At 50.9% G+C, this 23,055-nt stretch carries 25 protein-coding genes; all 25 read left to right on the top strand.

What is annotated here, in order from left to right:
- Positions 1-19: 19 nt before the first annotated feature.
- The 25 genes from fliQ (at position 20) to rseP (ending at position 23,049) form a co-directional block, all read left to right on the top strand.
- Entirely contained in the window at positions 20-289 is a 270-nt protein-coding gene (gene fliQ, locus ACFO9Q_RS01110) for a flagellar biosynthesis protein FliQ (RefSeq protein WP_379177764.1), read from the top strand.
- A 16-nt stretch (positions 290-305) separates the two neighbouring features.
- Complete coding sequence (fliR, locus tag ACFO9Q_RS01105) at positions 306-1,100, top strand: flagellar biosynthetic protein FliR (RefSeq protein WP_379177762.1); 795 nt, start codon at positions 306-308, stop codon at positions 1,098-1,100.
- On the top strand, positions 1,093-2,205 hold the full coding sequence (gene flhB, locus ACFO9Q_RS01100; RefSeq protein WP_379177760.1) for a flagellar biosynthesis protein FlhB: 1,113 nt from the start codon (positions 1,093-1,095) through the stop codon (positions 2,203-2,205). Before fliR ends, flhB begins: the two co-directional genes overlap by 8 nt.
- A gap of 25 nt (positions 2,206-2,230) precedes the next feature.
- Positions 2,231-4,264 (top strand): flagellar biosynthesis protein FlhA, encoded by a 2,034-nt coding sequence (gene flhA, locus ACFO9Q_RS01095; protein WP_379177758.1) that lies wholly within the window; start codon positions 2,231-2,233, stop codon positions 4,262-4,264.
- Positions 4,261-5,586: a flagellar biosynthesis protein FlhF gene (flhF, locus tag ACFO9Q_RS01090; RefSeq protein ID WP_379177756.1), complete on the top strand. Its 1,326-nt coding sequence runs from the start codon at positions 4,261-4,263 to the stop codon at positions 5,584-5,586. The genes flhA and flhF overlap by 4 nt, the downstream gene beginning before the upstream one ends.
- Positions 5,579-6,448 carry a MinD/ParA family protein gene (locus tag ACFO9Q_RS01085; protein WP_379177754.1) on the top strand — a complete coding sequence of 290 codons (870 nt, stop codon included), beginning with the start codon at positions 5,579-5,581 and terminating at the stop codon, positions 6,446-6,448. The genes flhF and ACFO9Q_RS01085 overlap by 8 nt, the downstream gene beginning before the upstream one ends.
- 33 nt (positions 6,449-6,481) lie before the next feature.
- Positions 6,482-7,765 (top strand): protein-glutamate methylesterase/protein-glutamine glutaminase, encoded by a 1,284-nt coding sequence (locus ACFO9Q_RS01080; protein WP_379177752.1) that lies wholly within the window; start codon positions 6,482-6,484, stop codon positions 7,763-7,765.
- Between the two features lie 47 nt (positions 7,766-7,812).
- Entirely contained in the window at positions 7,813-9,906 is a 2,094-nt protein-coding gene (locus ACFO9Q_RS01075) for a chemotaxis protein CheW (RefSeq protein WP_379177750.1), read from the top strand.
- A 15-nt stretch (positions 9,907-9,921) separates the two neighbouring features.
- On the top strand, positions 9,922-10,383 hold the full coding sequence (locus ACFO9Q_RS01070) for a chemotaxis protein CheW (protein ID WP_379177748.1): 462 nt from the start codon (positions 9,922-9,924) through the stop codon (positions 10,381-10,383).
- 2 nt (positions 10,384-10,385) lie between these two features.
- Entirely contained in the window at positions 10,386-11,006 is a 621-nt protein-coding gene (locus tag ACFO9Q_RS01065) for a chemotaxis protein CheC (protein WP_379177746.1), read from the top strand.
- Positions 11,003-11,494, top strand: coding sequence for a chemotaxis protein CheD (locus tag ACFO9Q_RS01060; RefSeq protein ID WP_379177744.1), 492 nt, complete (start codon positions 11,003-11,005; stop codon positions 11,492-11,494). Before ACFO9Q_RS01065 ends, ACFO9Q_RS01060 begins: the two co-directional genes overlap by 4 nt.
- 1 nt (position 11,495) lies before the next feature.
- Entirely contained in the window at positions 11,496-11,945 is a 450-nt protein-coding gene (locus ACFO9Q_RS01055) for a hypothetical protein (RefSeq protein ID WP_379177742.1), read from the top strand.
- Between the two features lie 5 nt (positions 11,946-11,950).
- Positions 11,951-12,736, top strand: a complete 786-nt coding sequence (locus ACFO9Q_RS01050; RefSeq protein WP_379177740.1) for a FliA/WhiG family RNA polymerase sigma factor — start codon at positions 11,951-11,953, stop codon at positions 12,734-12,736.
- A 22-nt stretch (positions 12,737-12,758) separates the two neighbouring features.
- Entirely contained in the window at positions 12,759-14,165 is a 1,407-nt protein-coding gene (locus ACFO9Q_RS01045; protein ID WP_379177738.1) for a DUF342 domain-containing protein, read from the top strand.
- 67 nt (positions 14,166-14,232) lie between these two features.
- Complete coding sequence (locus ACFO9Q_RS01040; protein WP_379177736.1) at positions 14,233-14,565, top strand: hypothetical protein; 333 nt, start codon at positions 14,233-14,235, stop codon at positions 14,563-14,565.
- Positions 14,566-14,597: 32 nt separating this feature from the next.
- Positions 14,598-15,167, top strand: a complete 570-nt coding sequence (locus ACFO9Q_RS01035) for a DUF6115 domain-containing protein (RefSeq protein ID WP_379177734.1) — start codon at positions 14,598-14,600, stop codon at positions 15,165-15,167.
- Positions 15,160-15,738 (top strand): hypothetical protein, encoded by a 579-nt coding sequence (locus tag ACFO9Q_RS01030; protein ID WP_379177732.1) that lies wholly within the window; start codon positions 15,160-15,162, stop codon positions 15,736-15,738. Before ACFO9Q_RS01035 ends, ACFO9Q_RS01030 begins: the two co-directional genes overlap by 8 nt.
- Before the next feature lie 190 nt (positions 15,739-15,928).
- The gene (rpsB, locus tag ACFO9Q_RS01025) at positions 15,929-16,627 is read left to right on the top strand and encodes a 30S ribosomal protein S2 (protein ID WP_379178026.1); all 699 of its coding nucleotides are present in this window, start codon (positions 15,929-15,931) and stop codon (positions 16,625-16,627) included.
- Between the two features lie 127 nt (positions 16,628-16,754).
- Entirely contained in the window at positions 16,755-17,405 is a 651-nt protein-coding gene (tsf, locus tag ACFO9Q_RS01020) for a translation elongation factor Ts (protein ID WP_379177730.1), read from the top strand.
- Between the two features lie 103 nt (positions 17,406-17,508).
- Positions 17,509-18,240 (top strand): UMP kinase, encoded by a 732-nt coding sequence (pyrH, locus tag ACFO9Q_RS01015; protein ID WP_379177728.1) that lies wholly within the window; start codon positions 17,509-17,511, stop codon positions 18,238-18,240.
- Positions 18,240-18,794, top strand: a complete 555-nt coding sequence (gene frr / locus ACFO9Q_RS01010) for a ribosome recycling factor (RefSeq protein ID WP_379177726.1) — start codon at positions 18,240-18,242, stop codon at positions 18,792-18,794. Before pyrH ends, frr begins: the two co-directional genes overlap by 1 nt.
- Before the next feature lie 64 nt (positions 18,795-18,858).
- Complete coding sequence (locus ACFO9Q_RS01005) at positions 18,859-19,623, top strand: isoprenyl transferase (RefSeq protein ID WP_379177724.1); 765 nt, start codon at positions 18,859-18,861, stop codon at positions 19,621-19,623.
- Positions 19,624-19,652: 29 nt separating this feature from the next.
- On the top strand, positions 19,653-20,447 hold the full coding sequence (locus ACFO9Q_RS01000; protein ID WP_379177722.1) for a phosphatidate cytidylyltransferase: 795 nt from the start codon (positions 19,653-19,655) through the stop codon (positions 20,445-20,447).
- A gap of 48 nt (positions 20,448-20,495) precedes the next feature.
- Positions 20,496-21,635 carry a 1-deoxy-D-xylulose-5-phosphate reductoisomerase gene (locus ACFO9Q_RS00995; RefSeq protein WP_379177720.1) on the top strand — a complete coding sequence of 380 codons (1,140 nt, stop codon included), beginning with the start codon at positions 20,496-20,498 and terminating at the stop codon, positions 21,633-21,635.
- A 136-nt stretch (positions 21,636-21,771) separates the two neighbouring features.
- Positions 21,772-23,049: an RIP metalloprotease RseP gene (rseP, locus tag ACFO9Q_RS00990; protein WP_379177718.1), complete on the top strand. Its 1,278-nt coding sequence runs from the start codon at positions 21,772-21,774 to the stop codon at positions 23,047-23,049.
- Positions 23,050-23,055 lie beyond the last annotated feature (6 nt).

The following is a 23,055-nucleotide window of genomic DNA, read 5'->3' as shown; positions in this document are numbered from 1 at the left end:
AAGGGAGAGTGAACGTACCATGAGTGCTGACTTCGTGATCGGATTGGCCGGTCAGGCCATCCTGGTGGTACTGAAAGCCAGCGCGCCGATGCTCGTGCTCGGACTTGTTGTCGGACTAATCGTAAGTATTTTTCAAGCGACAACTCAGATTCAAGAGCAGACGTTAGCTTTCGTACCGAAGATTGTTGCTGTATTTCTATCTGTTATCGTGTTTGGCCCATGGATTCTGAATACGGTTGTCGATTTCACTTACAATCTACTGAATAACCTATATAAATACATCGGATAGAGGCTGTGAAATTTGAATGGATGCAATCGTACAAAGCTTCCCTATTTTTTTGCTTATTTTTTGTCGAATAACAGCATTTTTCGTCGTAGTGCCTGTCTTCTCAGCGAAAAATGTGCCGAATACGTTCAAAATTGGACTTGGATTTTTTCTCTCCTTCCTCATCTTCTTAAGTTATGGAATGAAGCAGACAATCGTTCCAGATGCGGGATACCTGCTGTATGTCGTTCGTGAGGTACTGATCGGGCTGTTGATGGGATACATGGTGTACTTGTTCTTCAGTGTCGTCCAGACAGCTGGAGCGTTCATGGACTTGCAGATTGGATTCGCAATGGCGAACGTAGTGGACCCGATGACGGGCACCTCATCGCCGCTGCTCGGCAACTTCAAGTATATGCTGCTCATTCTGGTCTTCCTCATGATGAACGGGCATCACTTCCTGCTGACGGGCCTCATGAACAGCTATGAATGGATTCCGCTGACGAACGAGTTCTTCACACAGCTGGAGAATGGAACGGTGACGGACTTCATCTCTCGAAGCTTCGCGAATACCTTCCTGTTAGCCATTCAGCTTGCTGCGCCAATGGTAGTCGCGATGTTCTTAACAGACGTTGGGCTTGCTCTCCTCGCGAAGACGGCACCCCAGTACAATATGTTCGTCATCGGCATTCCATTGAAGCTGCTAGTCGGACTATTGCTGCTAGTACTGCTCATGCCAGGAATGGCGTCGATGTTCGAGAGATTGTTCTCCATCCTGTTCGAGAACTTAGAGCAGCTAATGGGGAAGATGCAAGGAGTGCGCAGCAATGAATGAGAGTGTTAAGCATACGTATCGTCTGAAGCTCGACCTGCAGCTATTCAACCAAGAGAAGACGGAAGAGGCTACTCCCAAGAAGAAGCAGGAATCAAGAGACAAGGGTCAGGTATCCAAGACAGCAGATCTGCCGGGATCGTTCGTGCTCCTGTTCATCTTCCTTACATTCATAGCATTCGGAGATTACTATAAGCACCGGATCATGATGCTGTTCGGAAGCTTGTTCCAGGACTGGATTCTGATGGAGCTGACTGCAGGCAATATCATGGCGCTGTTCTATCAAGTATTAATGGAGATGCTTCTGCTGCTAGCGCCGATCTTCGCTGTTGCCGTAGTCGTCGCTGTCATCGGCAACGTCATTCAGTTCGGCTTCCTGTTCACCGGTGAGCCGCTGAAGCCCAAGCTCAGCAAGATTAACCCGATTAACGGGTTCAAGCAGATTTTCTCCATGAGATCGTTAGTGGAATTCGTCAAAAGCATTATTAAGATCACAGTCATCGCGGTGCTCGTGTTCGCAGCCATCTCCAAGGAGTGGGACCGAATACTTACTCTTGCTACGCTGCCGGTTCAAGACATCTTCGGCTTCGCAGCTGGACTTACGGTTAAGCTGGGCATCCAGATCGGAGCTGTGTTAGTCGTCATTGGCATAGCCGATTACTTCTATCAGCGATATGAGCATGAGAAGAGTCTGAAGATGTCGAAGCAGGACATTAAGGACGAATTCACCAAGTCGGAGGGTAACCCGATTATCAAGGGACGTATTCGTGAACGGCAGAGGCGTATGGCCTTGCAGCGAATGATGCAAGAGGTTCCGAAGGCGGATGTCGTCATTACGAACCCGACGCACTTCGCCATCGCGCTGAAGTACGACCCGGCTAAGATGGAAGCTCCTGTCATCCTCGCGAAGGGGATGGATCATGTAGCTCTCAAGATTAGAGAGGTTGCCCGAGAGAATGGTGTCCTAACGATGGAAAACAAGCCGCTGGCCAGAGCGTTATACGATCGGGCTGAAATCGGGGATGCGATCCCGGCAGACCTGTTCCAAGCTGTGGCTGAAGTACTGGCATATGTATATAAGCTAAAAGGACGAGCAAAGTCATCATAATCGAATTCGGGAGGAGGCTCACGTCATGAAACCAAAGGACCTAATCATATTAGTCGGAATTATCGGCATCGTGCTCATGATGGTTATCCCGATCCCTACTCTACTACTGGATATTCTACTGATCGTCAATATCTCATTGGCCTTAATGATACTGCTCATTGCAATGAACACACGCCGAGCGCTCGACTTCTCCATCTTCCCGGCGATCTTGCTCATTACGACCCTGTTCAGGCTGGCGCTGAACGTATCCACCACAAGGCACATTCTCTCGCATGCCTATGCGGGTGAGGTCGTCGCGACCTTCGGAAGCTGGGTTGGCGGAGGACAGATTGCGATAGGGTTCGTCGTGTTCCTCATACTAGTAGTCGTTCAGTTCATCGTCATTACGAAGGGCTCCGAGCGTGTCGCAGAGGTAGCAGCAAGATTCACCCTCGACGCGATGCCTGGTAAGCAGATGAGCATAGATGCAGACCTTAATGCTGGCCTCATTAACGAACAGCAAGCTCGTGAACGCCGCTCAACGATAGAACGCGAGGCTGACTTCTACGGAGCCATGGACGGGGCAAGCAAGTTCGTCAAGGGAGATGCTATCGCCTCTATTATTATCCTGTTAATCAATCTGATTGGCGGATTCATTATTGGGATGGCCATCCATGGGCTGGGGTTCATGGAATCTCTATCTACGTATTCCATCCTGACCATTGGTGACGGTCTCGTCTCCCAGATTCCAGCTCTGCTCATCTCTACAGCTGCAGGTCTTATCGTGACCCGAGCAGCGTCTGAAGGGAACCTGGCAGAGGATCTTACTTCCCAGCTGTTCCAGAATCCTAAGCTGCTCTACGTCGTAGCTGGAACGATTGCACTCTTGGGGATATTCACTCCAATCGGTATATTCCGCACCTTGCCATTCGCAGGCATACTTGCATTCGGCGCATGGCGGATGAGTCGTAATCTAACGATGCGGCAGCAGCAGGAGGAGATGCTGGTCGAAGAGCAGCAGATTGAAGAGGTTCGCAGTCCAGAGAGTGTCATCTCGCTGCTGCAGATTGATCCGATTGAATTCGAATTCGGCTACGGCCTCATCCCGCTTGCAGATATGCAGCAGGGAGGAGATCTGCTGGATCGCATCATTATGATACGCAGGCAATGTGCGCTCGAGCTGGGGCTAGTCGTTCCAGTCATCCGAATTCGGGATAATATTCAGCTTCGCCCGAATGAGTATGTCATTAAGATCAAGGGCAACACGGTTGCGCGCGGCGAGCTGCTGCTGAATCACTACCTAGCTATGAGTCCAGGCTTCGAGGACGATGCAATTATTGGCATCGAGACGACAGAGCCTGCCTTCGGCTTACCGGCCCTATGGATTGATGAGCCCACGAAGGAGAGAGCGGAGTTGTCCGGCTACACGGTCGTTGATCCGCCATCTGTCGTAGCGACGCATCTGACCGAGATTATTAAGCGCCATGCTCATGAGTTAATTGGCCGTCAAGAAGCGAAGGCGCTCATTGATAATGTGAGAGAGACTTATCCGGCACTAGTGGATGACTTAATTCCTTCCATACTATCGATAGGCGATGTACAGAAGGTGCTGGCCAAGCTGCTTAGGGAGAAAGTGTCGATACGCGATCTGGTTACGATCTTCGAGACGCTGGCGGACCATGGTCATTATACGAAGGACCCTGATGTACTCACTGAATATGTACGAGGATCATTGTCCAGACAGATTACCCAGCAGTTCTCCCCAGGCAGTGACACACTTCGTGTCATAACGGTCGGACCGTCGCTGGAGAAGAAGATTGCGGAATCTGTCCAGCAATCCGAGCAAGGAAGCTACATCGCACTGGATCCGATTGCTACCCAGCAGATCTATCAGAAGCTAAGTGAGCAGGTGACTCGTCAGATTCAGTCGGGTCAGCAGCCAGTTGTTCTCACCTCTCCTACGATTCGGATGTATCTGAGGCAGATTGTAGAGAGAACGATGCAGGATGTACCGGTGCTCTCGTACAGCGAGCTTGAACCAGGCATTGAAGTACAGAGCGTAGGAGTGGTCAATCTATGAGGGTGAAGCGGTATCTGGTTGACAGCTTGCCTGAGGCGATTCCATTGATTCGCAATGATCTTGGCAAGGACGCTGTCATTCTGAACACAAAGGATATTCGAGTCGGCGGCTTCATTGGAATGTTCCAGAAGCGCAAGATTGAGGTCATTGCAGCTGTCGAAGAGGGGGCTGGGGGCAGTGCTGCTGCTATGCAGCAGCCGAAGAAGCCTGCTTCTGCTCCACCAGTGACACAGGGGAACGCCCAGCAGCTGGTCATGGCTGCAGTAGAAGCGATGGGGAGAGGCAATGCGGCCACGGCTTCTGCGGCTGCAGCATCAGCATCAGTATCAGTATCGCCATCCCCTGCTGCTGAGGAGAAGCCCAGCGCAGCCCAGCCAGTACCTCTGGAGCAAGCCGCTGCACTTACTAAGAGACCGCTCCGCGAGCCAGACCCCTCACAGGGTCAGCAAGCTGAACTCATGACTGAACTCAGAGACTTGAAGCAATGGGTGGTCAAGCTGGCTAAGCAGAGCTCGGAAGAACAATTGCCAGCTGCGCTTGCTAAGCTCGCGGCTCGCTTGTCCGAGCAAGAGGTGGAAGGAGAACTGGTTCAGAAGTTGATTGAAGCGGTTAAGCATCAGCTCTCTCTAGTGGAGGAAGGCTGCACAGCTGCTCAGGTATGGGAAGCTGCTAAGGACATCCTGGAGCAGTGGCTAGCTCCTTCGGTCGGGCACGTGCTTGAGGGAGCGACGAAGGTCGTGCACTTCGTCGGTCCAACCGGTGTGGGTAAGACGACAACGATCGCCAAGCTCGCCGCGGAACAGACGATTAAGCACAGCAAGCGTGTGGGCTTCATTACATCGGACACGTATCGAATTGCAGCGGTGGATCAGCTTAGAACGTACGCTAACATTCTGAATGTGCCGCTTGAGGTCGTATTCTCTTCATCCGACTTGACTAGAGCATATACCCAGCTCCAAGCATGCGAGCTGGTGTTCATGGATACGGCGGGACGTAACTTCCGCAGCGAGCTTCATGTATCTGAAGTAATCTCCTTGCTTCACACTAGCGAGCGAAGCGAGACGTATCTCGTCCTTAGCTTAACCTCTAAGTACACGGACATGGTTGCTATTGCTGAGAGGTTCTCCAAGTACGGGGTTGAGCGAGTGGTGTTCACGAAGCAGGACGAGACAACGGTGTATGGAACAATCCTTAACCTGATTCTGCTTCATGGCTGGAAGGCCTCATATTGGACGAGCGGCCAGACCGTGCCTGATGATCTTAGTCACTTCCGGTCCCAGGATTACATTCAGCTCTTGCTAGGAGAGTCTGAAGATGAGTGATCAAGCCGAAGCTCTGCGACACCTCATTCAGAATCGCAATCGAGCCGCAGACAGCCGGAATACTCGAATCGTGACCGTAACGAGCGGGAAGGGCGGGGTGGGCAAGTCCAACTTCAGTCTAGCCTTCGCTCTAGCGTTGTCGCGATTGGGGCAGAGGGTTCTGGTGTTCGATGCGGATATTGGGATGGCGAATATCGATGTGCTGATGGGAGTTCATGCGCGCTATAACTTGTATCATCTGCTGAAGCAAGAGAAGACGATCTGGGAGATCGTACAGGAAGGACCAGAAGGACTGCACTTCATTGCCGGCGGTTCAGGGTTTAAGGATTTGCTTGAGCTGACACCGGAGCAGCTTGATTATTTTGCCAAGGAGATTGAAAAGCTTCAGGATCGTTACGATGTCATCCTATTCGATACGGGAGCAGGCTTGTCCAAGGAGACCGTCAAGTTCATTACAGCAGCTCAAGAGACGATCGTCGTAACGACACCTGAGCCAACGTCCATCACCGATGCTTACTCCCTTATCAAGATGATTAAGAATATGGATCTCGACATTGACTTCAAGCTTGTCGTCAATCGAGCATCGGATGATCGTGAAGGGAAGCATACAGCTGACAAAATAAGCATGGCGGCTGAACGGTTCCTAGACACGAAACTGCCTATCTTAGGAATCGTACCTGATGATCCGCTTGTATCAAGGTCAGTGAAGCGCCAGGTGCCATTCATCGTCGCCTACCCTGCATGCGGAGCTTCCAAGGCAACCCAGGCTATCGCAGAGAATTTCCTGCAGATTGATCGTCCTCGTACTGGAGGACAGGGTGTCAAAGGATTCATACATAAAATGCTGAGACTTACTAGATAATCCTTGGAATTCGGAATGAAGCAGGAAGGATGCATGCGATTGACGCCTTATCGAATACTTGTCGTAGATGATTCCGCCTTCATGCGGAAAATCTTCAGTGATCTTATTGTGCGGGATGCGAACTTCATCGTCGTAGCCACTGCCTCCAATGGCCTGGAAGCTATCGCTGCAGTAAGAGAGCATAAGCCAGATGCCATTACGATGGATCTGGAGATGCCGAAGATGAACGGGCTTGACGCTCTTCAGTACATCATGAAGCAGGCGCCTACTCCTATCATTATGCTCTCGGGCATAAGTGAAGAGAACACGAGGGAGACGATTAAGGCGCTGCAGTATGGTGCGTTCGACTTCATTCGCAAGCCGATGAGTGCCGTATCGCCCGACATCCACCAAGTGGGAGAGCTTCTGCTTGATAAGCTGCGAATCGCGGTGCATAAGAGAACGGTGCAGCCGCTCCGCCAGAGCTTGCTGCCATCTGCTGCTGAACGGTACGATACACTGCCACCCTCTCTACTGTCTGAGCCTGAACGGAAGACAGCCGAATTACCAGTGACGAAGAAGGCTCATAAGCCGCTGGCTGCAGTTCCCAAGAGCGAATCGAAGCCTAAGCGTGAATCAGCAGCTGACCCTGTTAAGGAAGCTGCGACCGCCTATACGTCAAGTAAGACAATAGGTGAAGCTGCTTCATCTGCGAAGCAGCCGAATGTGAGCCAAGGCGCTGCTCGAAGCTCAGCTCCCTTCAAGCACATCATTGCAATAGGCACATCTACAGGCGGGCCGAGGGCGCTGCATGAGGTCATAACAGCTCTACCGAAGACACTGTCTGCACCTGTGCTCATCGTCCAGCATATGCCGCCTAAGTTCACACGATCGCTGGCACAGCGGCTGGACAGCTTCAGTGAACTGAGGGTTGTTGAGGCTCAGCCTAACGATAGGGTCGAGGCTGGAACCGTGTATATAGCACCTGGGGGCTATCATATGATTTTATCCAAGGATCAGGCAGGCTATTATATCTCCTTATCCAATGATTCGCCCCGCAGCGGGCATCGCCCTTCTGTTGATGTCATGTTCGAATCTCTAATGAGTTATCCAGAATTGAAGCTGCATACGGTCATTATGACGGGAATGGGAAGCGATGGCACTAAGGGTCTTCAGAAGCTGAAGGAGCACAGAGAGGTATCGGCTATAGCGGAGGCAGAAGAGTCCTGCATCGTATATGGAATGCCCCGATCGGCCATTGAAGCTGGACTTGCGAGCACGGTATTGCCTCTGTCCGAGATCGCTTCATTTTTAACCCAATCCGTGACAATAGAATGAGCAAGCTTACAGTTTAATAGCTAGTCTTAACTAGGAGGTGCAAGGGAATGGATATGAACGCGTATTTGTCTATGTTTATTGATGAATCCAATGATCACCTGCAGGCCCTTAATGAGAATTTGTTAGCCCTTGAGAGTACTCCCGATGACCTTAGCATCGTGCAGACGATTTTCCGCTCCGCCCACACCCTTAAGGGAATGTCAGCTACGATGGGCTTCGAGGATCTCGCATCGCTGACGCATGAGATGGAGAATGTGTTGGATCTGGTCCGTAACAACAAGCTGAAGATGGACGGATTTATTTTCGACACCTTGTTCAGAGGGTTGGATGCGCTCGAAGCGATGGTGCAGGACATCGTAGGAGGAGGTACCGGTAAGGCTGATGTAACTGCCATTGTAGCTTCATTGCAGGTCATTCTGAAGAGCGACTATAAGGGAGGAGATGCGGTTGCTGCCGCATCTCAAGAACTGCAGGAGGGACTTGCCCAGTCTTCACAAGCTCTCCCATCAGTAACCCAGCAGCGCAGCGGCCTCCAACTGGATGAATATCAGACTTCCATTATGCAGCAATCCATAGACAGCGGTCATCATGTGTATCACATTCAAGTGACGATTGAGGAGAATTGTGTCCTGCGTGCGGCTCGTGCGTTCATGGTATTCAATCTGCTTGAAGGCGGAGGGGAGATTGTGAAGTCCGAACCATCCGTCCAAGAGCTGGAGCAGGAGAAGTTCGATCGGTACTTCACCGTCTTCACGATCTCACGGTGGAGTGACGAGGAGCTGCATAATCAGATCTCAGATATATCCGAGATAGAGTCAGTTGTTGTAACCAAGCTGGATCAAGAGTCGCTCTCTCTGCTTGCCAGTCCATCTGAAGCGGCTGCAAGTACACAGACGGCTGCTCCTCTGACAGCGGCTCCTGCAGGTGTTAAGCCGCAAGAGAAGCCGGAAAGCGGAGCAAGAGTGCAGACCTCACCGCCTGCCGCGCAAGCTTCAAGGACGATCCGTGTTGATATAGAGCGTCTGGATACCCTCATGAACTTGTTCAGCGAGCTGTTAATTGATCGAGTTCGTCTAGAACAGCTGTCGAGCGAGATTAAGCGGCCGGACTTGACGGAGACCGTCGAGCATATGAGCCGAGTGAGCTCAGATCTGCAGAGCATCGTGCTGAAGCTGCGCATGGTACCTGTAGATTCAGTGTTCAATCGCTTCCCCCGCATGGTACGGGATCTGGCGAAGTCGCTTGATAAGAAGATTGAGCTGGTCATTACGGGAGCGGATACAGAACTTGACCGCACCGTTATTGATGAGATTGGCGACCCGCTTGTCCATCTGCTCCGCAATTCGGTCGACCATGGCATTGAGACGACGAATGAGCGCATTCAGGCAGGTAAGCCTGAGACTGGAACGATTCATCTGCGTGCCTATCACAGCGGCAACAATGTGTTCATTGAGGTAGAGGAGGACGGTCGCGGCATTCATCGGGAACGAGTATTGAATACCGCCATTAAGAATGGAGTCGTTACCGAGGAGCAGGCGAGGAATCTGTCGGACGATGAGGTTCATATGCTGATCTTCGCAGCTGGGTTCAGTACCGCAGACAAGATCTCGGATATCTCGGGAAGAGGCGTTGGACTCGATGTTGTGAAGTCTAAGATTACTTCACTCGGCGGCAATGTGACCATTGATTCGGTATATGGACGAGGGACGAAGTTCTCTGTGCAGCTTCCTCTTACATTGTCCATTATATCAGCCATGTTAATTAAGCTTGGTTCCGAGAAGTATGCGATACCGTTGTCTTCAATTGTAGAGACGGGCATCGTCCGAAGGGATCAGCTGCTGAGCGTCCACGGCAACCAGATGATTCAGTTCCGTGATTCGGTCATTCCTGTCGTCTCGCTCAGCCGAGTGCTGGACGCTCCGGATTACAGTGAGTTGGAAGAGCTGGAGACAGAGATGATTGTTATCCGCAAGGGGGATAAGTGGGCAGCCGTCCTCATCGACGAATTCATCGGTCAGAGCGAGGTCGTCCTTAAGTCATTAGGGGGCTATCTTAAGAACATTGAAGCTATCTCAGGAGCTACCATTCTAGGCGATGGTCAGGTTGCCTTAATTATTGATACGAACGCGCTAATTAAATAAGGAGGCTGGGTCCATATGGGAGAAGAATTGAAAGTCATCGTCTTTGCTCTGCTGAATGAAGAATACGGCATTGAAGTGGATAAAGTGAGAACTATTGAGCGTCTGTCCGCGATTACCCGTGTTCCGAAGACACCATCATTCGTTAAGGGAGTCATTAATCTTCGCGGAGTCGTAGTCCCTGTCATTGATCTGCGGGGAAGGTTCGGGTTACAAGAACAGGCCGTGACGGAGAACTCACGAATTATTGTCGTCGCTGTACAGGATCTTGAGGTTGGCTTCATTGTCGATTCAGCTAATGACGTGATTGACATTGATACGGATACCATAGACAGCCCTCCTGAGATTGTAGGTGGCGTTAAGGCGAAGTATCTGCGCGGTATTGCCAAGCTTGGAGAAGGCCGTCTGCTCATCATGCTGAATCTAGCAGAAGTGTTGAACAAGAGCGAGATCATTCAGCTAGAGCAGATCGAGGTATAACGGTGGGTCTGTTCAATCGATTCGAAGCTTCACAGCTTGATGTGTTGAAGGAAGTGGGCAATATCGGGGCAGGCAATGCGGCAACGGCACTATCTCGGCTGTTGGACAAGCCGGTCGATATGGCGGTGCCGAAGGTCAGCCTCGTTCCCTTCGATGAGATCGCCGAGCGAGTAGGAGGGTCTGAGCAGGTTGTCATTGCGATCTTCCTGAGAGTAGAGGGGGATGCTCCCGGCAACATGTTCTTCATCGTTGAGGAGCCCTCCGCCCATCGCTTGCTAAGTCAGCTGCTCTCCATGAATGTAGATGACCCGCATGAGTACAACGAGCTGGAACTATCGGCCTTATGCGAGATCGGCAACATACTAGCCGGCTCCTACTTGTCCTCACTGGCAGACTTCACGAAGCTCAACCTGTTGCCAACCGTCCCATCCATAGCTATGGACATGGCGGGAGCTATACTCGGTTACGGCGTCCTGCAATACGGGGAGATGGGAGATTCGGCCCTGCTCATAGAGACTAAGTTCCTCGAAGGTCAGGAGGCGCTGCAGGGACACTTCTTCCTTATTCCCGATCCGGAGTCCTTCTCCATGATATTCCAGGCGTTAGGGGTCTCGATGGAATGACGGAGCTGACAGTTATTAAGGTAGGAATGGCAGATCTCAAGATCGCTAGAGATGGTGCCATTCTGAAGACGACAGGGCTCGGCTCCTGCGTTGGATTAACATTATATGACCCTGTCACTCGTATTGCCGGGATGGCGCACATTATGCTTCCTTCATCTGAGATTGCGAGAGATACCGTATTCAACACCGCTAAGTATGCGGATACGGCTATACCTGAGCTGCTTAGACAGATGGCAGAAGCAGGAGCGGCAGTGAAGCGTATGGTTGGCAAAATGGCAGGAGGTGCCCAAATGTTCGCCTTCTCTGGCGGGGATTCGATGCGAATTGGTCCGCGCAATGCCGAAGCATGCTCGATGATACTTGAGAAGTATCCCATTCCTGTGGCGGCTTCAGATACGGGAGGCAACTACGGAAGAACGATTGAATTCGACAGCAGCAGCGGCATGTTGTCTATTCGCAGCGTACAGCTGGGTACAAAGGAGATCTAACATGATTGGAACATGGCGGTGGAATGCAGGCTTAGGCTTGCTAGGGACCTTATTAACTGCATTATTCTCACTTGGCAAGAACCCTCTAGCTGTCACTAGTATCCGGTGTATGTATGCCTTCGCAGCATTCTTCCTGTTGGCCTATGCGCTGCGAGCAGCACTGGCATTCATCCTGCGACCTCCTGTCCTGCAGGAGAGCTTAGGTGAGGAGATGGATGGCAGAGGCAGCCATCTCGATTATCATACGCCTGATGAAGGTGAAGACTTGCATCAACTGTTGAAGTCGAATCTGGGTACTGGCAATAAGCAGGGGGACTCGGTTACGGACAAGGAGCAGCTCGACGCTGAAGGAATTCCGTTCCGACCGCTCAATCCCCCGCAGCTGGTATCGACACAGAACAAGCAGCCTGAGGAATTAGCCAGAGCAGTACGTCACCTGACGGGAGGGTGAGAGGTATGATGGAGCCGAAAACGCCGCATTTGCTTAATATGGACAAGTGGCGGGCATGGAAAGAAAAAAAGGATATTGATGCAAAGAAGGATCTGATTGAGCAATATCTGCCCTTGGTTGACTATGCTACGAGCCGTGTCGCCATTGGCCTTCCAAAAAATGTATCAAAAGATGATCTATACAGCAATGGCGTGATGGGACTCATTGATGCGATTGATAAGTTCGATTATGAGCGCGGTCTTCAATTCGAGACGTATGCTTCCTGGCGTATTCGCGGCTCTATTCTTGACGGCTTGCGCTCTGGGGATTGGGTGCCCCGTTCCGTTCGGGAGAAGGCTAAGAAGATTGAAGAGGCATATGGACAGCTGGAGCAGAGACATCTCCGCTCCGTGTCGGATGCGGAGATTAGCAAGCACCTAGGTATTAGTGAGAAGGAATTCACAACGATGCTGCAAGAGATATCCATCACAACCGTGTGTTCTCTGGAAGACCCTATCCGAGAGGAAGAATCGGAGACTCGGCTAACTCTATTAATTGATGAGAAAGCTAAGAATCCTGATCATAAAGTACATGAGTTCTACTTGAAAGAGTCGCTAGTCAAAGGAATAGAAAAGCTTACTGAGAAAGAGAGAATTGTCGTCTCTCTGTTCTATTATGATGAACTGTCGTTAAGCGAAATCGCTGAAGTGATGTCACTCTCCCCTTCACGCATATCCCAGCTACATTCCAAGGCCATCCTTCGCTTGCGAGGAGCTCTGGCCAAGCAAAAAGAAGCGCTCATGCAGCATTAGTTAGCAGAAAGGGAGAACAACTGTGGAAGAGTCTAATCTGGATTCGTATATACGCATACAAGTGTCCGCGGATAAGTTATCCGCCTATCTCACCTTCAGCCGATTAAATGATGAATTCCAATGTCTTCCTGAGCAGCTAGAGCGTTACGTACGCAGCCATGGTGTTCTCTACGGACTCCGATTGGATGTCATTGGACAGATTGCCAAGAATCCAATTGTCTATTACAAGGAGCAGACCTTGATTGCTCAAGGAGAACCTGTACGTGAAGGCAAGGACGGAAGCATCAAGATGGTGCATGATATGGAGCTTGAGCCTGACCATCGACCGGTTGAGCTTCAGGATGGCAAGGTAGACTTCAAGGAGATTGTTCAGCTTAAGAACGTCAAGCGAGGCCAGCTTGTTGCCGAGCGAATGGAACCCCAGCTAGGCCTGCCTGGCAAGACGGTAACAGGAGAAGAGCTTCCTCCTAAGGCGGGTAAGCAGGCGAGAATTAAGGCTGGCAAGAACGTAGTCCTGAACGGAGATCAATCGGCTCTCTATTCCGCCATTGACGGACTAGTCACGATGACGGACAAGGATAAGATCAATGTCTTCCCGGTATATGAGGTCAATGGAGATGTCGATTATAGGACGGGCAATATTGACTTCGTAGGCACGGTCGTGATTCGCGGCAACGTGCTTACCGGCTTCAAAGTAAAAGCTTCGGGTGACATCCGGGTGGTCGGGGGAGTAGAAGGGGCCGAGCTTGAGTCAGAAGGCTCGATTGAGATTACAGGTGGAATATTAGCCAGCAACAAGGGACTCGTCAAGGCAGGAAAAAACGTGAAGAGCTCCTTCATACAAGATGGCAACGTCGTAGCCGGTGAGGACGTGCTAGTCGGTCAGAGCATTATGCACTCTCATGTCCGTGCCGGACGAAGTGTTATCTGCTTAGGATCGAAGGGCTTAATAGTCGGAGGATCCGTACAGGCTGGGGATCTTGTGAAGGCCCGTACGATTGGCAATACGATGGCAACGGTAACTGCCATTGAGGTTGGAGTGAAGCCTGAGTATCGCCAGGAGCTTGGCGAGCTCCGTTCGAAGATTAAGTCGTTGATGGATAGTCTCGACAAGACAGATAAGGCGCTCGTCCTCCTTGATCAATTAGCTTCACTAGGTCAATTGACTCCAGACAAGATGGCGCTTCGCATTAAGCTTACGGCAACGAAGCGGCAATCCCAGCTCGAGATGGATGAGACGAGAGAGCGTATCTTGGATATTGAACGTACTCTAGAGAATGCAGAGAGTGCGAAGGTAGACGTACTAAGTACAGTCTATGGAGGGACGAAGATCGTCATCGGGCGTTATACCAGATTCGTCAAGGATTCCGCTGCAAGGGTGTCCTTCCGATTCTCCGAAGGGGATATTGTCCTGCTGCCCTATTACTAGATGCTAGAATTCAGATGCTAATTGTTAGATGGAGCTAATCGACCGCTGCTAACTAGGAGGATGAACGATGACCTTCAAGGCTATAGATCTCCAAGTATCCGTACCGAGATCACAGGATTCGGGAGCGATGCAGAGTCATTCTCAGCATCGTATTACTGCGGAACAGACGACGATGAATGCGCAATCGCTTAAGAAGACCGAAGAGCTGCGCAGCAAGAGCACAGGTGTGGAGCAATCGCCTGGGCTTCAGATCCGAAGTCAGGCAGACCAAGGGCAAGGAGAAGGCCAATCTTCACGCCGATCCAAGCCAGACAAGCAGGATTCCTCTAGTGAGGCAAGCTCCGACGGAAGTGAGCCGAGTCATCCGTACAAGGGCCACATCATTGATATCTCGCTGTGAACACTAATTACATGGAATGCTGGTGATCATCTATGCAACCTTGGCATTACGTCCTGCTGCTCGGCGCCTTCACCCTCGTGTGCGGACTTGCACTTCCGAGGAGACAGGGCAGCGCGCAGCCAGACAGGACGATACAGAATATGGAGACTGCGCTTGAGCAATTCATGGATAATATGGAACAGGATAACCAGGAGCTAGTAGCATTGGTTGCGAAGTCGCAAGAGGAAGCGAGAGAGGATCAGCAGCTGAAGGAGCTTCGTATTGCGGAGCTGGAACTGAAGTGCACGCAGCTGGAAGAGGCGCTTCAGCGCTGTCAGCAGGCGGCGGACAGGAAGGCAATTCAAGCAGCGACTGCGATCGATCTGCCGGCCTCACAGGCCGATCTCGATGCGACAGCATCACAGATACAGTCACAGTCACCTTCCCATGCAGATCAGCCTGATCTTGCCGAGCGTGCGATCAAGAGCCGATATAAGCTGTTGTTCGACCTGTATGAGGAAGGCAAGTCCATTGAAGCCATCGCTAAGAAGCTAAGTCTCAACAAGGGCGAAGTGCAGCTCATACTTGGACTAGCCAAGCAGGAGGAGGCTTATCGTGCTTAGGAACCGTAACTTCTTGGTTGGTCTTGGTACCGGCATGATTGCAGGAGCTCTGCTCCTTCAAGTCATGATTGTAGGCGAGCAGAGTCAGCGAGCACTAACCCTCCCTGCGGAGCAGACTAGCGAAGTGGAAGAGACCTACACGCAGGCTCAGCTGGATGAGATGGTCAGCACGGCAAGAGCTGAGGGGGCAGCAGCCGCGGCTCAAGCAGCAGCGAGTGAAGGCTCAAGCTCCCCTGCACCGCAGTCCACATCCAAGCCATCGCCCAAGCCTTCTCCGAAGCCGTCAAGTAAGCCAGAGACAACACCTGCTGCTGACGTTGTTCCCGACAAGCCGGTTATCGTACGTATTATCCCGAACAGCGACTTGACTGGAATTGCGAAGCTGCTTCACAGCAACGGTGTATTGCGTGACCAAGCTGCTTTTATCAAGGAGATGGAGCAGTCAGGCAAGCTGGTTAGAGCGGGCTACTTCGAGCTCAAGCCCGGGCTGTCAACAAGTGAAGTAATGAAGGTCATTACCAGTACTCCGCTGGACCCGGACAAGGCTAAGCAGAGGCTGGCGAAGAGCTAGTACAACGGTACGACATAATGATTCAAAGTTGTCTTGCATGGAGTAGACTGATGTGTTATAGTAATTGACGGTGTTAAAAACACACGCCTATTAATTTCGCCAACGGTGCTCTTGGTTTCAGGAGTTTTGGCGGGAGATGAAATGGGCGGCGGAGCACTACAAAAAACCACTAACAGGAGGTGTTGTTGGTATGGCGGTTATTTCCATGAAACAGCTACTAGAAGCTGGGGTACACTTCGGTCACCAGACTCGTCGTTGGAACCCTAAGATGGATCGTTATATCTTCACCGAAAGAAACGGCATTTACATCATCGATTTGCAGAAAACAGTTAAAAAAGTTGACGAGGCTTATAACTTCGTTCGCTCCATCGCTGCTGAAGGCGGCACTATGCTGTTCGTCGGCACGAAGAAGCAAGCTCAAGATTCCGTTAAGGAAGAAGCTGAGCGTTGCGGCAACTTCTACATCAACCAGCGTTGGCTGGGTGGTACTCTGACTAACTTCCAGACTATTCAGAAGCGTATTGATCGTCTGAAGACGCTTGAGAAGTGGGAAGAGGATGGCACATTCGAAGTGCTTCCTAAGAAGGAAGTTATTATCCTTCGCAAGGAAAAAGACCGTCTAGAGAAATTCCTTGGCGGCATTAAAGGCATGAAAGGTCTTCCAAGCGCTCTGTTCATCATCGATCCTCGCAAAGAGCGTATCGCTGTTGCAGAAGCTCGTAAGCTTGGTATTCCTATCGTTGGTATCGTTGACACGAACTGTGATCCAGACGAGATCGACTATGTAATCCCTGGTAATGACGATGCAATCCGCGCTGTTAAGCTGCTTACATCGAAGATGGCTGATGCAATTGTAGAAGCTAACCAAGGCGAGCAGACTACAGCTTAATTTTGAATGAACCGTACAAGGGTGGTCAGAAGGTGCACAACCTCTCACCGCCCTTTTTTTGAACGCAAATGTGACTTGTGCATAATGGTTGACCAACATAACGAGAAGATATCAGGAGGGTTTACTTATGGCAGTTAGTGCTAGTGCAGTAAAAGAGCTTCGCGAAAGAACCGGAGCAGGGATGCTTGATTGTAAGAAGGCGCTTGATCAAACGGATGGCGACATCACCAAAGCTATTGAATTCCTTCGTGAGAAGGGCCTTGCTGCAGCGGCTAACAAAGCAGGCCGTATTGCAACTGAGGGCGTAGTGGAATCCTACATTCATGCTGGCGGCCGTATCGGCGTTATCGTGGAAGTGAACTGCGAGACAGACTTCGTTGCGAAGACAGATCAATTCCGTGAGTTCGCAAGAGATATTGCTATGCAGATTGCTGCTGCTAATCCTAAGTTCGTACGCCGTGAAGAAGTACCTGCGGATGAGCTGGAGAAAGAGCGCGAGATTCTGAAGGCACAAGCTCTGAACGAAGGCAAGCCTGAGAAAATCGTTGAAAAAATGGTTGACGGCCGTATCTCCAAATACTACGAAGAGTTCTGTCTGCTTGAGCAAACGTTCATCAAGAACCCAGATGTAACGATTGATCAGCTGTTGAATGAGAAGATCTCCAAAATCGGAGAGAACATCTCCATTCGTCGCTTCGTTCGCTATGAGCTAGGCGAAGGTCTTGAGAAAAAAGTCGACAACTTCGTTGAAGAAGTTATGTCCCAAGCTAAATTGTAATCGCAGCGCATGAGCGGGGCGGGGCGAAGGCCCCGCCTGCTTGTATAAAAAGAAGTTTTCTTATATATAGATTCTTGAAGGTGAATGATGGAGGTAGAGACCGGTGGGAACACAACCCGTATACAAACGTATCGTTCTTAAGGTAAGCGGTGAATCATTGTCAGGGGAACAAGGTTACGGCATTGAGGCTTCGGTCATCGCTTCTATTGCAGATCAAGTCAAGGACGTCATCGAACTAGGCGTTGAAGTAGCAATTGTAGTCGGCGGAGGCAACATCTGGCGCGGCATTGCAGGCACAGCGAAGGGGATTGATCGGGCGACGGCTGACTACATGGGCATGCTTGCGACGGTTATGAATTCACTCGCCCTGCAGGACGCATTAGAGCAGATTGAGGTTCCAACTCGCGTTCAGACTTCCATTGCTATGCAGCAGATTGCTGAGCCTTATATTAGACGCCGTGCCATCCGACACCTGGAGAAGGGCCGCGTCGTTATATTTGCAGCAGGTACCGGGAATCCGTTTTTCTCCACGGACACAACCGCCGCGCTTCGAGCGGCTGAGATTGAAGCAGAAGTCATCCTGATGGCGAAGAATAAGGTAGATGGGGTCTATTCGGCCGATCCGTTCAAGGACGCGACAGCTGAGAAGTTCGAGACGCTGACTTACCTCGAGGTGCTTAATCGTAATCTAGGAGTTATGGACTCAACCGCTTCTTCCCTATGTATGGATAACAACATACCGCTTGTTGTATTCTCTATTACAGAGAAAGGCAATATTAAGCGGGTTGTGCTCGGTGAGAAAATCGGAACAATCGTGAAAGGAAGTGTAGGGTAGTGCCACAAACGGTCAAAAAAAATGCAGAAGAGCGTATGGAAAAAGCGATTGGCGCCCTGAAGCGGGATCTTGCCACTCTGCGTGCAGGACGTGCAACACCTGCTCTGCTTGATCGCATTCAAGTTGAATATTACGGGGCCCCAACCCCGATCAGCCAGCTGGCTAATATTAGCACGCCGGATTCAAGAACACTCTACATTCAGCCTTGGGACAAAACCTCTATCTCATCCATTGAGAAGGCGATTATGAAGTCAGACCTTGGTCTTACTCCATCTAATGACGGAACTTCCATCCGAATCTCCATTCCTCCTCTAACTGAGGAACGCCGTGCGGAGTTCGTGAAGACGACGAAGAAGTACGGGGAAGAAGCTAAGGTAGCGATTCGTAACATCCGCCGTGATGCCAATGATGACATCAAGAAGATGGAGAAGACGGATATCTCCGAGGATGAATCACGCCGTCATCAGGAAGATATTCAGAAGGCTACCGATCGATTCATCGCCGAGGTGGACAAGGTGCTCGTTGTCAAGGAAAAGGAAATTATGGAAGTCTAAAAACCATTAAAGCCCCTCCGTCAGGTGGGGCTTGGTTTCTGAAATCCGGGTGGGAGGAACAACCATGTTACAGCGACTATGGGCCAGACTAGGCAAATCGTCCCCACAGCCCGCGCAGCCGCTCTCCTCAGATAATGTTCCGCAGCATGTTGCAATCATTATGGATGGAAACGGCCGTTGGGCTAAGAACCGCGGCTTACCACGTATGGCTGGTCATCATTCCGGGATGAAAGCAGTCAAGCACATAACGATGGCAGCCGATCGCATCGGTGTCAAATACTTAACCCTGTATGCCTTCTCCACGGAGAATTGGAAGCGTCCGAAGGCGGAGGTCGACTTCTTAATGAAGCTTCCAGGACAATTCCTTGAGATAGAATTGAATGATCTTATCGCTAATAATGTTCAAGTGAAAATGATGGGCTACAAGAGCGACCTGCCTGACTATACGCTGGATGCCGTTGAAGAAGCCATCAAACGAACAGCAAATAATACGGGACTCATACTGAACTTTGCACTTAACTACGGCAGCCGCAAGGAAATGCTCGAAGCGATTAAGGACATGGCTGCTGAGGTTCAGCAGGGTCAATTAACTTGTGAAGCAATTGATGAGGATTATATGTCCAGCCGATTGCTCTCCAGCGGCATACCTGATCCGGACTTGCTCATTCGAACAAGCGGGGAGCTCAGGCTAAGCAACTTCATGCTCTGGCAGCTTGCCTACAGTGAGATGTGGTTCACTGATGTATACTGGCCGGAATTCACAGAGGAGCATTTCTACGAGGCTATTAGGGAATACCAACGTCGTGCAAGGCGGTATGGCGGTGTATAGGGTCCTCACATAATGGAGTGTGACATACGTTGAGACAACGGATCGTAACAGGAGTATTAGCAGGGGCGTTATTCGTTGCGCTGACAATTGCAGGCGGCTGGTTCTACACAGGCTTGTTAATTCTGCTTGCGATAATTGGATTTACAGAATATGTGACCATGAACGGATTCAGATGGCACCATCCCGCCTCCTTGCTTGGTTATGCGGGTGTGCTTCTTTTTGTGCTTCCATGGGACGAGCTAGGCGTAACGGCTCCGTCTGTCCTCACTATCATATGGATGCTGGCCTTCCTGCTCTTAGCGGTTACGGTCATTACGAAGAATCGTACCACGATAGACGGAGCTGCCTTAATGCTGCTCGGCGCGTTGTATGTAGGATATGGATTCGCCGCAATGAACGAAGTGAGACAGGCTGGTGAAGATGGGCTATTCTGGACGTTCCTCGCGTTCGGCTGCATCTGGGCCTCTGATATTGGAGCTTACTTCGTCGGTCGTGCTCTTGGCCGTACTAAGTTATGGCCTTCCATTAGTCCGAACAAGACGATTGAAGGGGCTGCAGGCGGGATCCTGCTTGCTCTAGTCGTTGCTGTTATTGGCTCATGGATGGAGCCATCTGTCCTCGAGCTGCCGGAAGCGTTAATGTTCGGACTGTTAGCGGCAATAGCCGGTCAGTTCGGTGACCTGATACAATCCGCTTATAAGCGTGTTCGTGACATTAAGGATACGGGCAAGCTGCTGCCAGGCCATGGCGGTGTACTGGATCGCTGCGACAGCTGGATTATCGTGTTCCCGCTGCTGGTGCTGGTCGGTCTGCTGCCGACTTAACAATCGTGATCTATTCTGTGCTAGAGATAGAGGGGAGTTCGTGTACTGGTGATTAGGATAGCTATTCTAGGGTCTACCGGTTCCATCGGAACACAGACCCTTGACATTATTGCGCATTCCCCGGATCAATTCGAGGTCGTTGCCCTATCGGCCGGCTCCAATGTTAATCTGCTCGTTCAGCAAGCCTTGCAATTCAAGCCTTCGCTCGTCTGTGTAGCTCATGCAGAGCTGGCACATGAAGCTCGTGGCAGGTTGCCTTCCCATATTAAGGTAGTATATGGGGAAGAAGGCCTCATAGAAGTGGCATCGGAGGGGGACGCAGATCTAGTTGTAACTGCGATCATGGGCAGCCGAGGTCTGGCTGCGACACTTGCGGCGATCGATGCCGGTAAGACGATCGGACTGGCGAACAAGGAGACTCTAGTGACAGCCGGACATCTGGTCATGGAGAGAGCTCGTCAGAAGGGAGTTGCCATCCTGCCTATCGACAGCGAGCACTCAGCGATCTATCAGTGCTTGAACGGAGAGAACTCGCGTGAAGTGAACAAGATTACACTGACAGCATCGGGCGGATCGTTCCGCGACAAGACGAGAGCTGAGCTTGAGGGCGTTACAGTGGAGCAAGCGCTGAGCCATCCGAACTGGTCGATGGGGGCTAAGATTACGATCGACTCAGCTACCATGGTGAACAAGGGGCTTGAGGTCATTGAAGCTAGATGGCTGTTCGGCGTGGGCTACGATCAGATTGATGTGTTGATTCATCCAGAGAGTATCATCCACTCGTTCGTGGAGTATGTGGACTACAGCATTATTGCTCAGATGGGAATGCCCGACATGCGGGTGCCGATTCAATATGCCTTAACGTATCCGAGCAGGAAGCCGACTCCTACGAAGCGGCTGGATCTAGCTGCAATTGGAAGCCTGAACTTCCGCCAGATGGATTATGAGCGGTTCCCGTGCTTGAGGCTTGCCTTCGACTGCGGACGTGCTGGGCAATCCGCACCTACGGTGTTCAACGCGGTTAATGAAGTTGCTGTAGCTCGCTTCTTAGCAGGTGAGATTAACTTCCTCGATATTGAGAGGCTTCTGGCCACTGTTCTTGACAAGCATCAAGTGACTGAGGTCAACAGCCTTGAAGCGATTGCGGACATTGATGCTTGGGCGAGAAGACAAGCAGCAACAGGTTAATAGTAAGTGAAGCGTACTAGCCTCTGAGGGTTCTCTTGAACCGGGCAGCCGAATAATGATAATCTAAGGTACAGGCTCGCCCAGGCGAGCGGCCTTAAGCTTACGTAGTGTTGTGCTACCTTTAGGAGGATATAGAATGCATCTCATTCAAGTAGTGTTTCTGACTGTGCTTGTTTTTTTCGTTATCGTGAGCATTCACGAATGGGGTCATTATTACTTTGCGAAGCGGGCAGGCATCTTAGTCCGTGAATTCGCAATCGGCTTCGGTCCCAAGCTGTTCTCTATCAAGCGTGGAGAGACCAGATATACCCTCCGGTTAGTTCCTGCAGGCGGGTTCGTGCGAATGGCCGGTGAAGATCCGGAGATTGTTGAGATTCAGACCGGGCAGACGATTGCCGTACGAGTGAAGGATGGGCAAGTCACCAGGCTCTATCTGGATCGTCTCGATGAGCGGAGCAATGTCATTCGCGGCGAAGTCGTTGCTGTCGATCTGGAGAAGGATCTGTTCGTCAGGATGGAAGTAGAGGGTGAAGTGGAGCAATTCCCTGTTCATCCTGCTGCCATTATGATTACGAAGGGCAGAGAGACTCAGATTGCCCCGCTCGATCGGCAATTCGGGAGAAAGACGGTAGGGCAGCGTGCGCTTGCTATTTTTGCAGGACCGCTAATGAACTTCATTCTTGCCTTCCTATTGTTCGCACTCTACATTCAGATGGCTGGCATCCCGAAGGAGGATTCCGACCACCTCATTGTTGTCCAATTGTCTAAGGGAATGCCGGCATCGCAATCTGAATTGAAGAAGGGCGATGTGATTGATTCCATTAATGGAGAGAAGATCGGTACGAATTATGACAAGATGATTGAACTTATTGGTAAGTCGCCAGGCAAGCAGATTGAGATGGCCGTTATCCGCGATGGGGAGCCATTAATGATTAAGCTGACTCCTGTTCCGAATGAAAAAGGTGTCGGCAAGATTGGTGTATCGGCTAACTACCCAACAAGACCCGCCACCTTCGGAGAGACGATGAGCGGATCTGTCAAGCTGATGAAGACGATGACCATTAGCATATTCGAAGGGTTCAAGAAGATCATATTCGGCGACGTGAAGCTTGATGATCTTGGTGGTCCTGTGAGGACCGCACAAGTAACAAGCCAGATTGCGGAGCAAGGAGTAACCCAGTTAGTGTCCTGGACAGCGCTGCTCAGTCTGTATCTCGGTATATTCAACCTGCTGCCGGTGCCGGCACTGGATGGCAGCCGCCTTATTTTCATCGGGGTTGAAGCACTTCGCGGCCGCCCGGTTGATCCCAATCGAGAGAGCATGGTGCACTTCATCGGCTTCGCGATGCTTATGCTGCTAATGTTGGTCGTTACTTATAATGATATCTTGCGATTAGTACGAGGGGAGCAGTAATTAGAT

Origin of the sequence: Paenibacillus sp. GCM10023252 (assembly GCF_042653305.1) — a bacterium.
Classification (GTDB): Bacteria; Bacillota; Bacilli; order Paenibacillales; family Paenibacillaceae; genus Pristimantibacillus.
The sequence above is the reverse complement of the archived record's forward strand: the minus strand, read 5'-3'. Positions and strand labels throughout refer to the sequence as shown.

What these genes read in the sequence shown, in the direction of transcription:
- fliQ (WP_379177764.1), top strand. Translation starts at nt 20, where the DNA reads ATGAGTGCTGACTTCGTGATCGGATTGGCCGGTCAGGCCATCCTGGTG.
- fliR (WP_379177762.1), top strand. Translation starts at nt 306, where the DNA reads ATGGATGCAATCGTACAAAGCTTCCCTATTTTTTTGCTTATTTTTTGT.
- flhB (WP_379177760.1), top strand. Translation starts at nt 1,093, where the DNA reads ATGAATGAGAGTGTTAAGCATACGTATCGTCTGAAGCTCGACCTGCAG.
- flhA (WP_379177758.1), top strand. Translation starts at nt 2,231, where the DNA reads ATGAAACCAAAGGACCTAATCATATTAGTCGGAATTATCGGCATCGTG.
- flhF (WP_379177756.1), top strand. Translation starts at nt 4,261, where the DNA reads ATGAGGGTGAAGCGGTATCTGGTTGACAGCTTGCCTGAGGCGATTCCA.
- ACFO9Q_RS01085 (WP_379177754.1), top strand. Translation starts at nt 5,579, where the DNA reads ATGAGTGATCAAGCCGAAGCTCTGCGACACCTCATTCAGAATCGCAAT.
- ACFO9Q_RS01080 (WP_379177752.1), top strand. Translation starts at nt 6,482, where the DNA reads ATGCGATTGACGCCTTATCGAATACTTGTCGTAGATGATTCCGCCTTC.
- ACFO9Q_RS01075 (WP_379177750.1), top strand. Translation starts at nt 7,813, where the DNA reads ATGGATATGAACGCGTATTTGTCTATGTTTATTGATGAATCCAATGAT.
- ACFO9Q_RS01070 (WP_379177748.1), top strand. Translation starts at nt 9,922, where the DNA reads ATGGGAGAAGAATTGAAAGTCATCGTCTTTGCTCTGCTGAATGAAGAA.
- ACFO9Q_RS01060 (WP_379177744.1), top strand. Translation starts at nt 11,003, where the DNA reads ATGACGGAGCTGACAGTTATTAAGGTAGGAATGGCAGATCTCAAGATC.
- ACFO9Q_RS01055 (WP_379177742.1), top strand. Translation starts at nt 11,496, where the DNA reads ATGATTGGAACATGGCGGTGGAATGCAGGCTTAGGCTTGCTAGGGACC.
- ACFO9Q_RS01050 (WP_379177740.1), top strand. Translation starts at nt 11,951, where the DNA reads ATGATGGAGCCGAAAACGCCGCATTTGCTTAATATGGACAAGTGGCGG.
- ACFO9Q_RS01040 (WP_379177736.1), top strand. Translation starts at nt 14,233, where the DNA reads ATGACCTTCAAGGCTATAGATCTCCAAGTATCCGTACCGAGATCACAG.
- ACFO9Q_RS01035 (WP_379177734.1), top strand. Translation starts at nt 14,598, where the DNA reads ATGCAACCTTGGCATTACGTCCTGCTGCTCGGCGCCTTCACCCTCGTG.
- rpsB (WP_379178026.1), top strand. Translation starts at nt 15,929, where the DNA reads ATGGCGGTTATTTCCATGAAACAGCTACTAGAAGCTGGGGTACACTTC.
- tsf (WP_379177730.1), top strand. Translation starts at nt 16,755, where the DNA reads ATGGCAGTTAGTGCTAGTGCAGTAAAAGAGCTTCGCGAAAGAACCGGA.
- ACFO9Q_RS01005 (WP_379177724.1), top strand. Translation starts at nt 18,859, where the DNA reads ATGTTACAGCGACTATGGGCCAGACTAGGCAAATCGTCCCCACAGCCC.
- rseP (WP_379177718.1), top strand. Translation starts at nt 21,772, where the DNA reads ATGCATCTCATTCAAGTAGTGTTTCTGACTGTGCTTGTTTTTTTCGTT.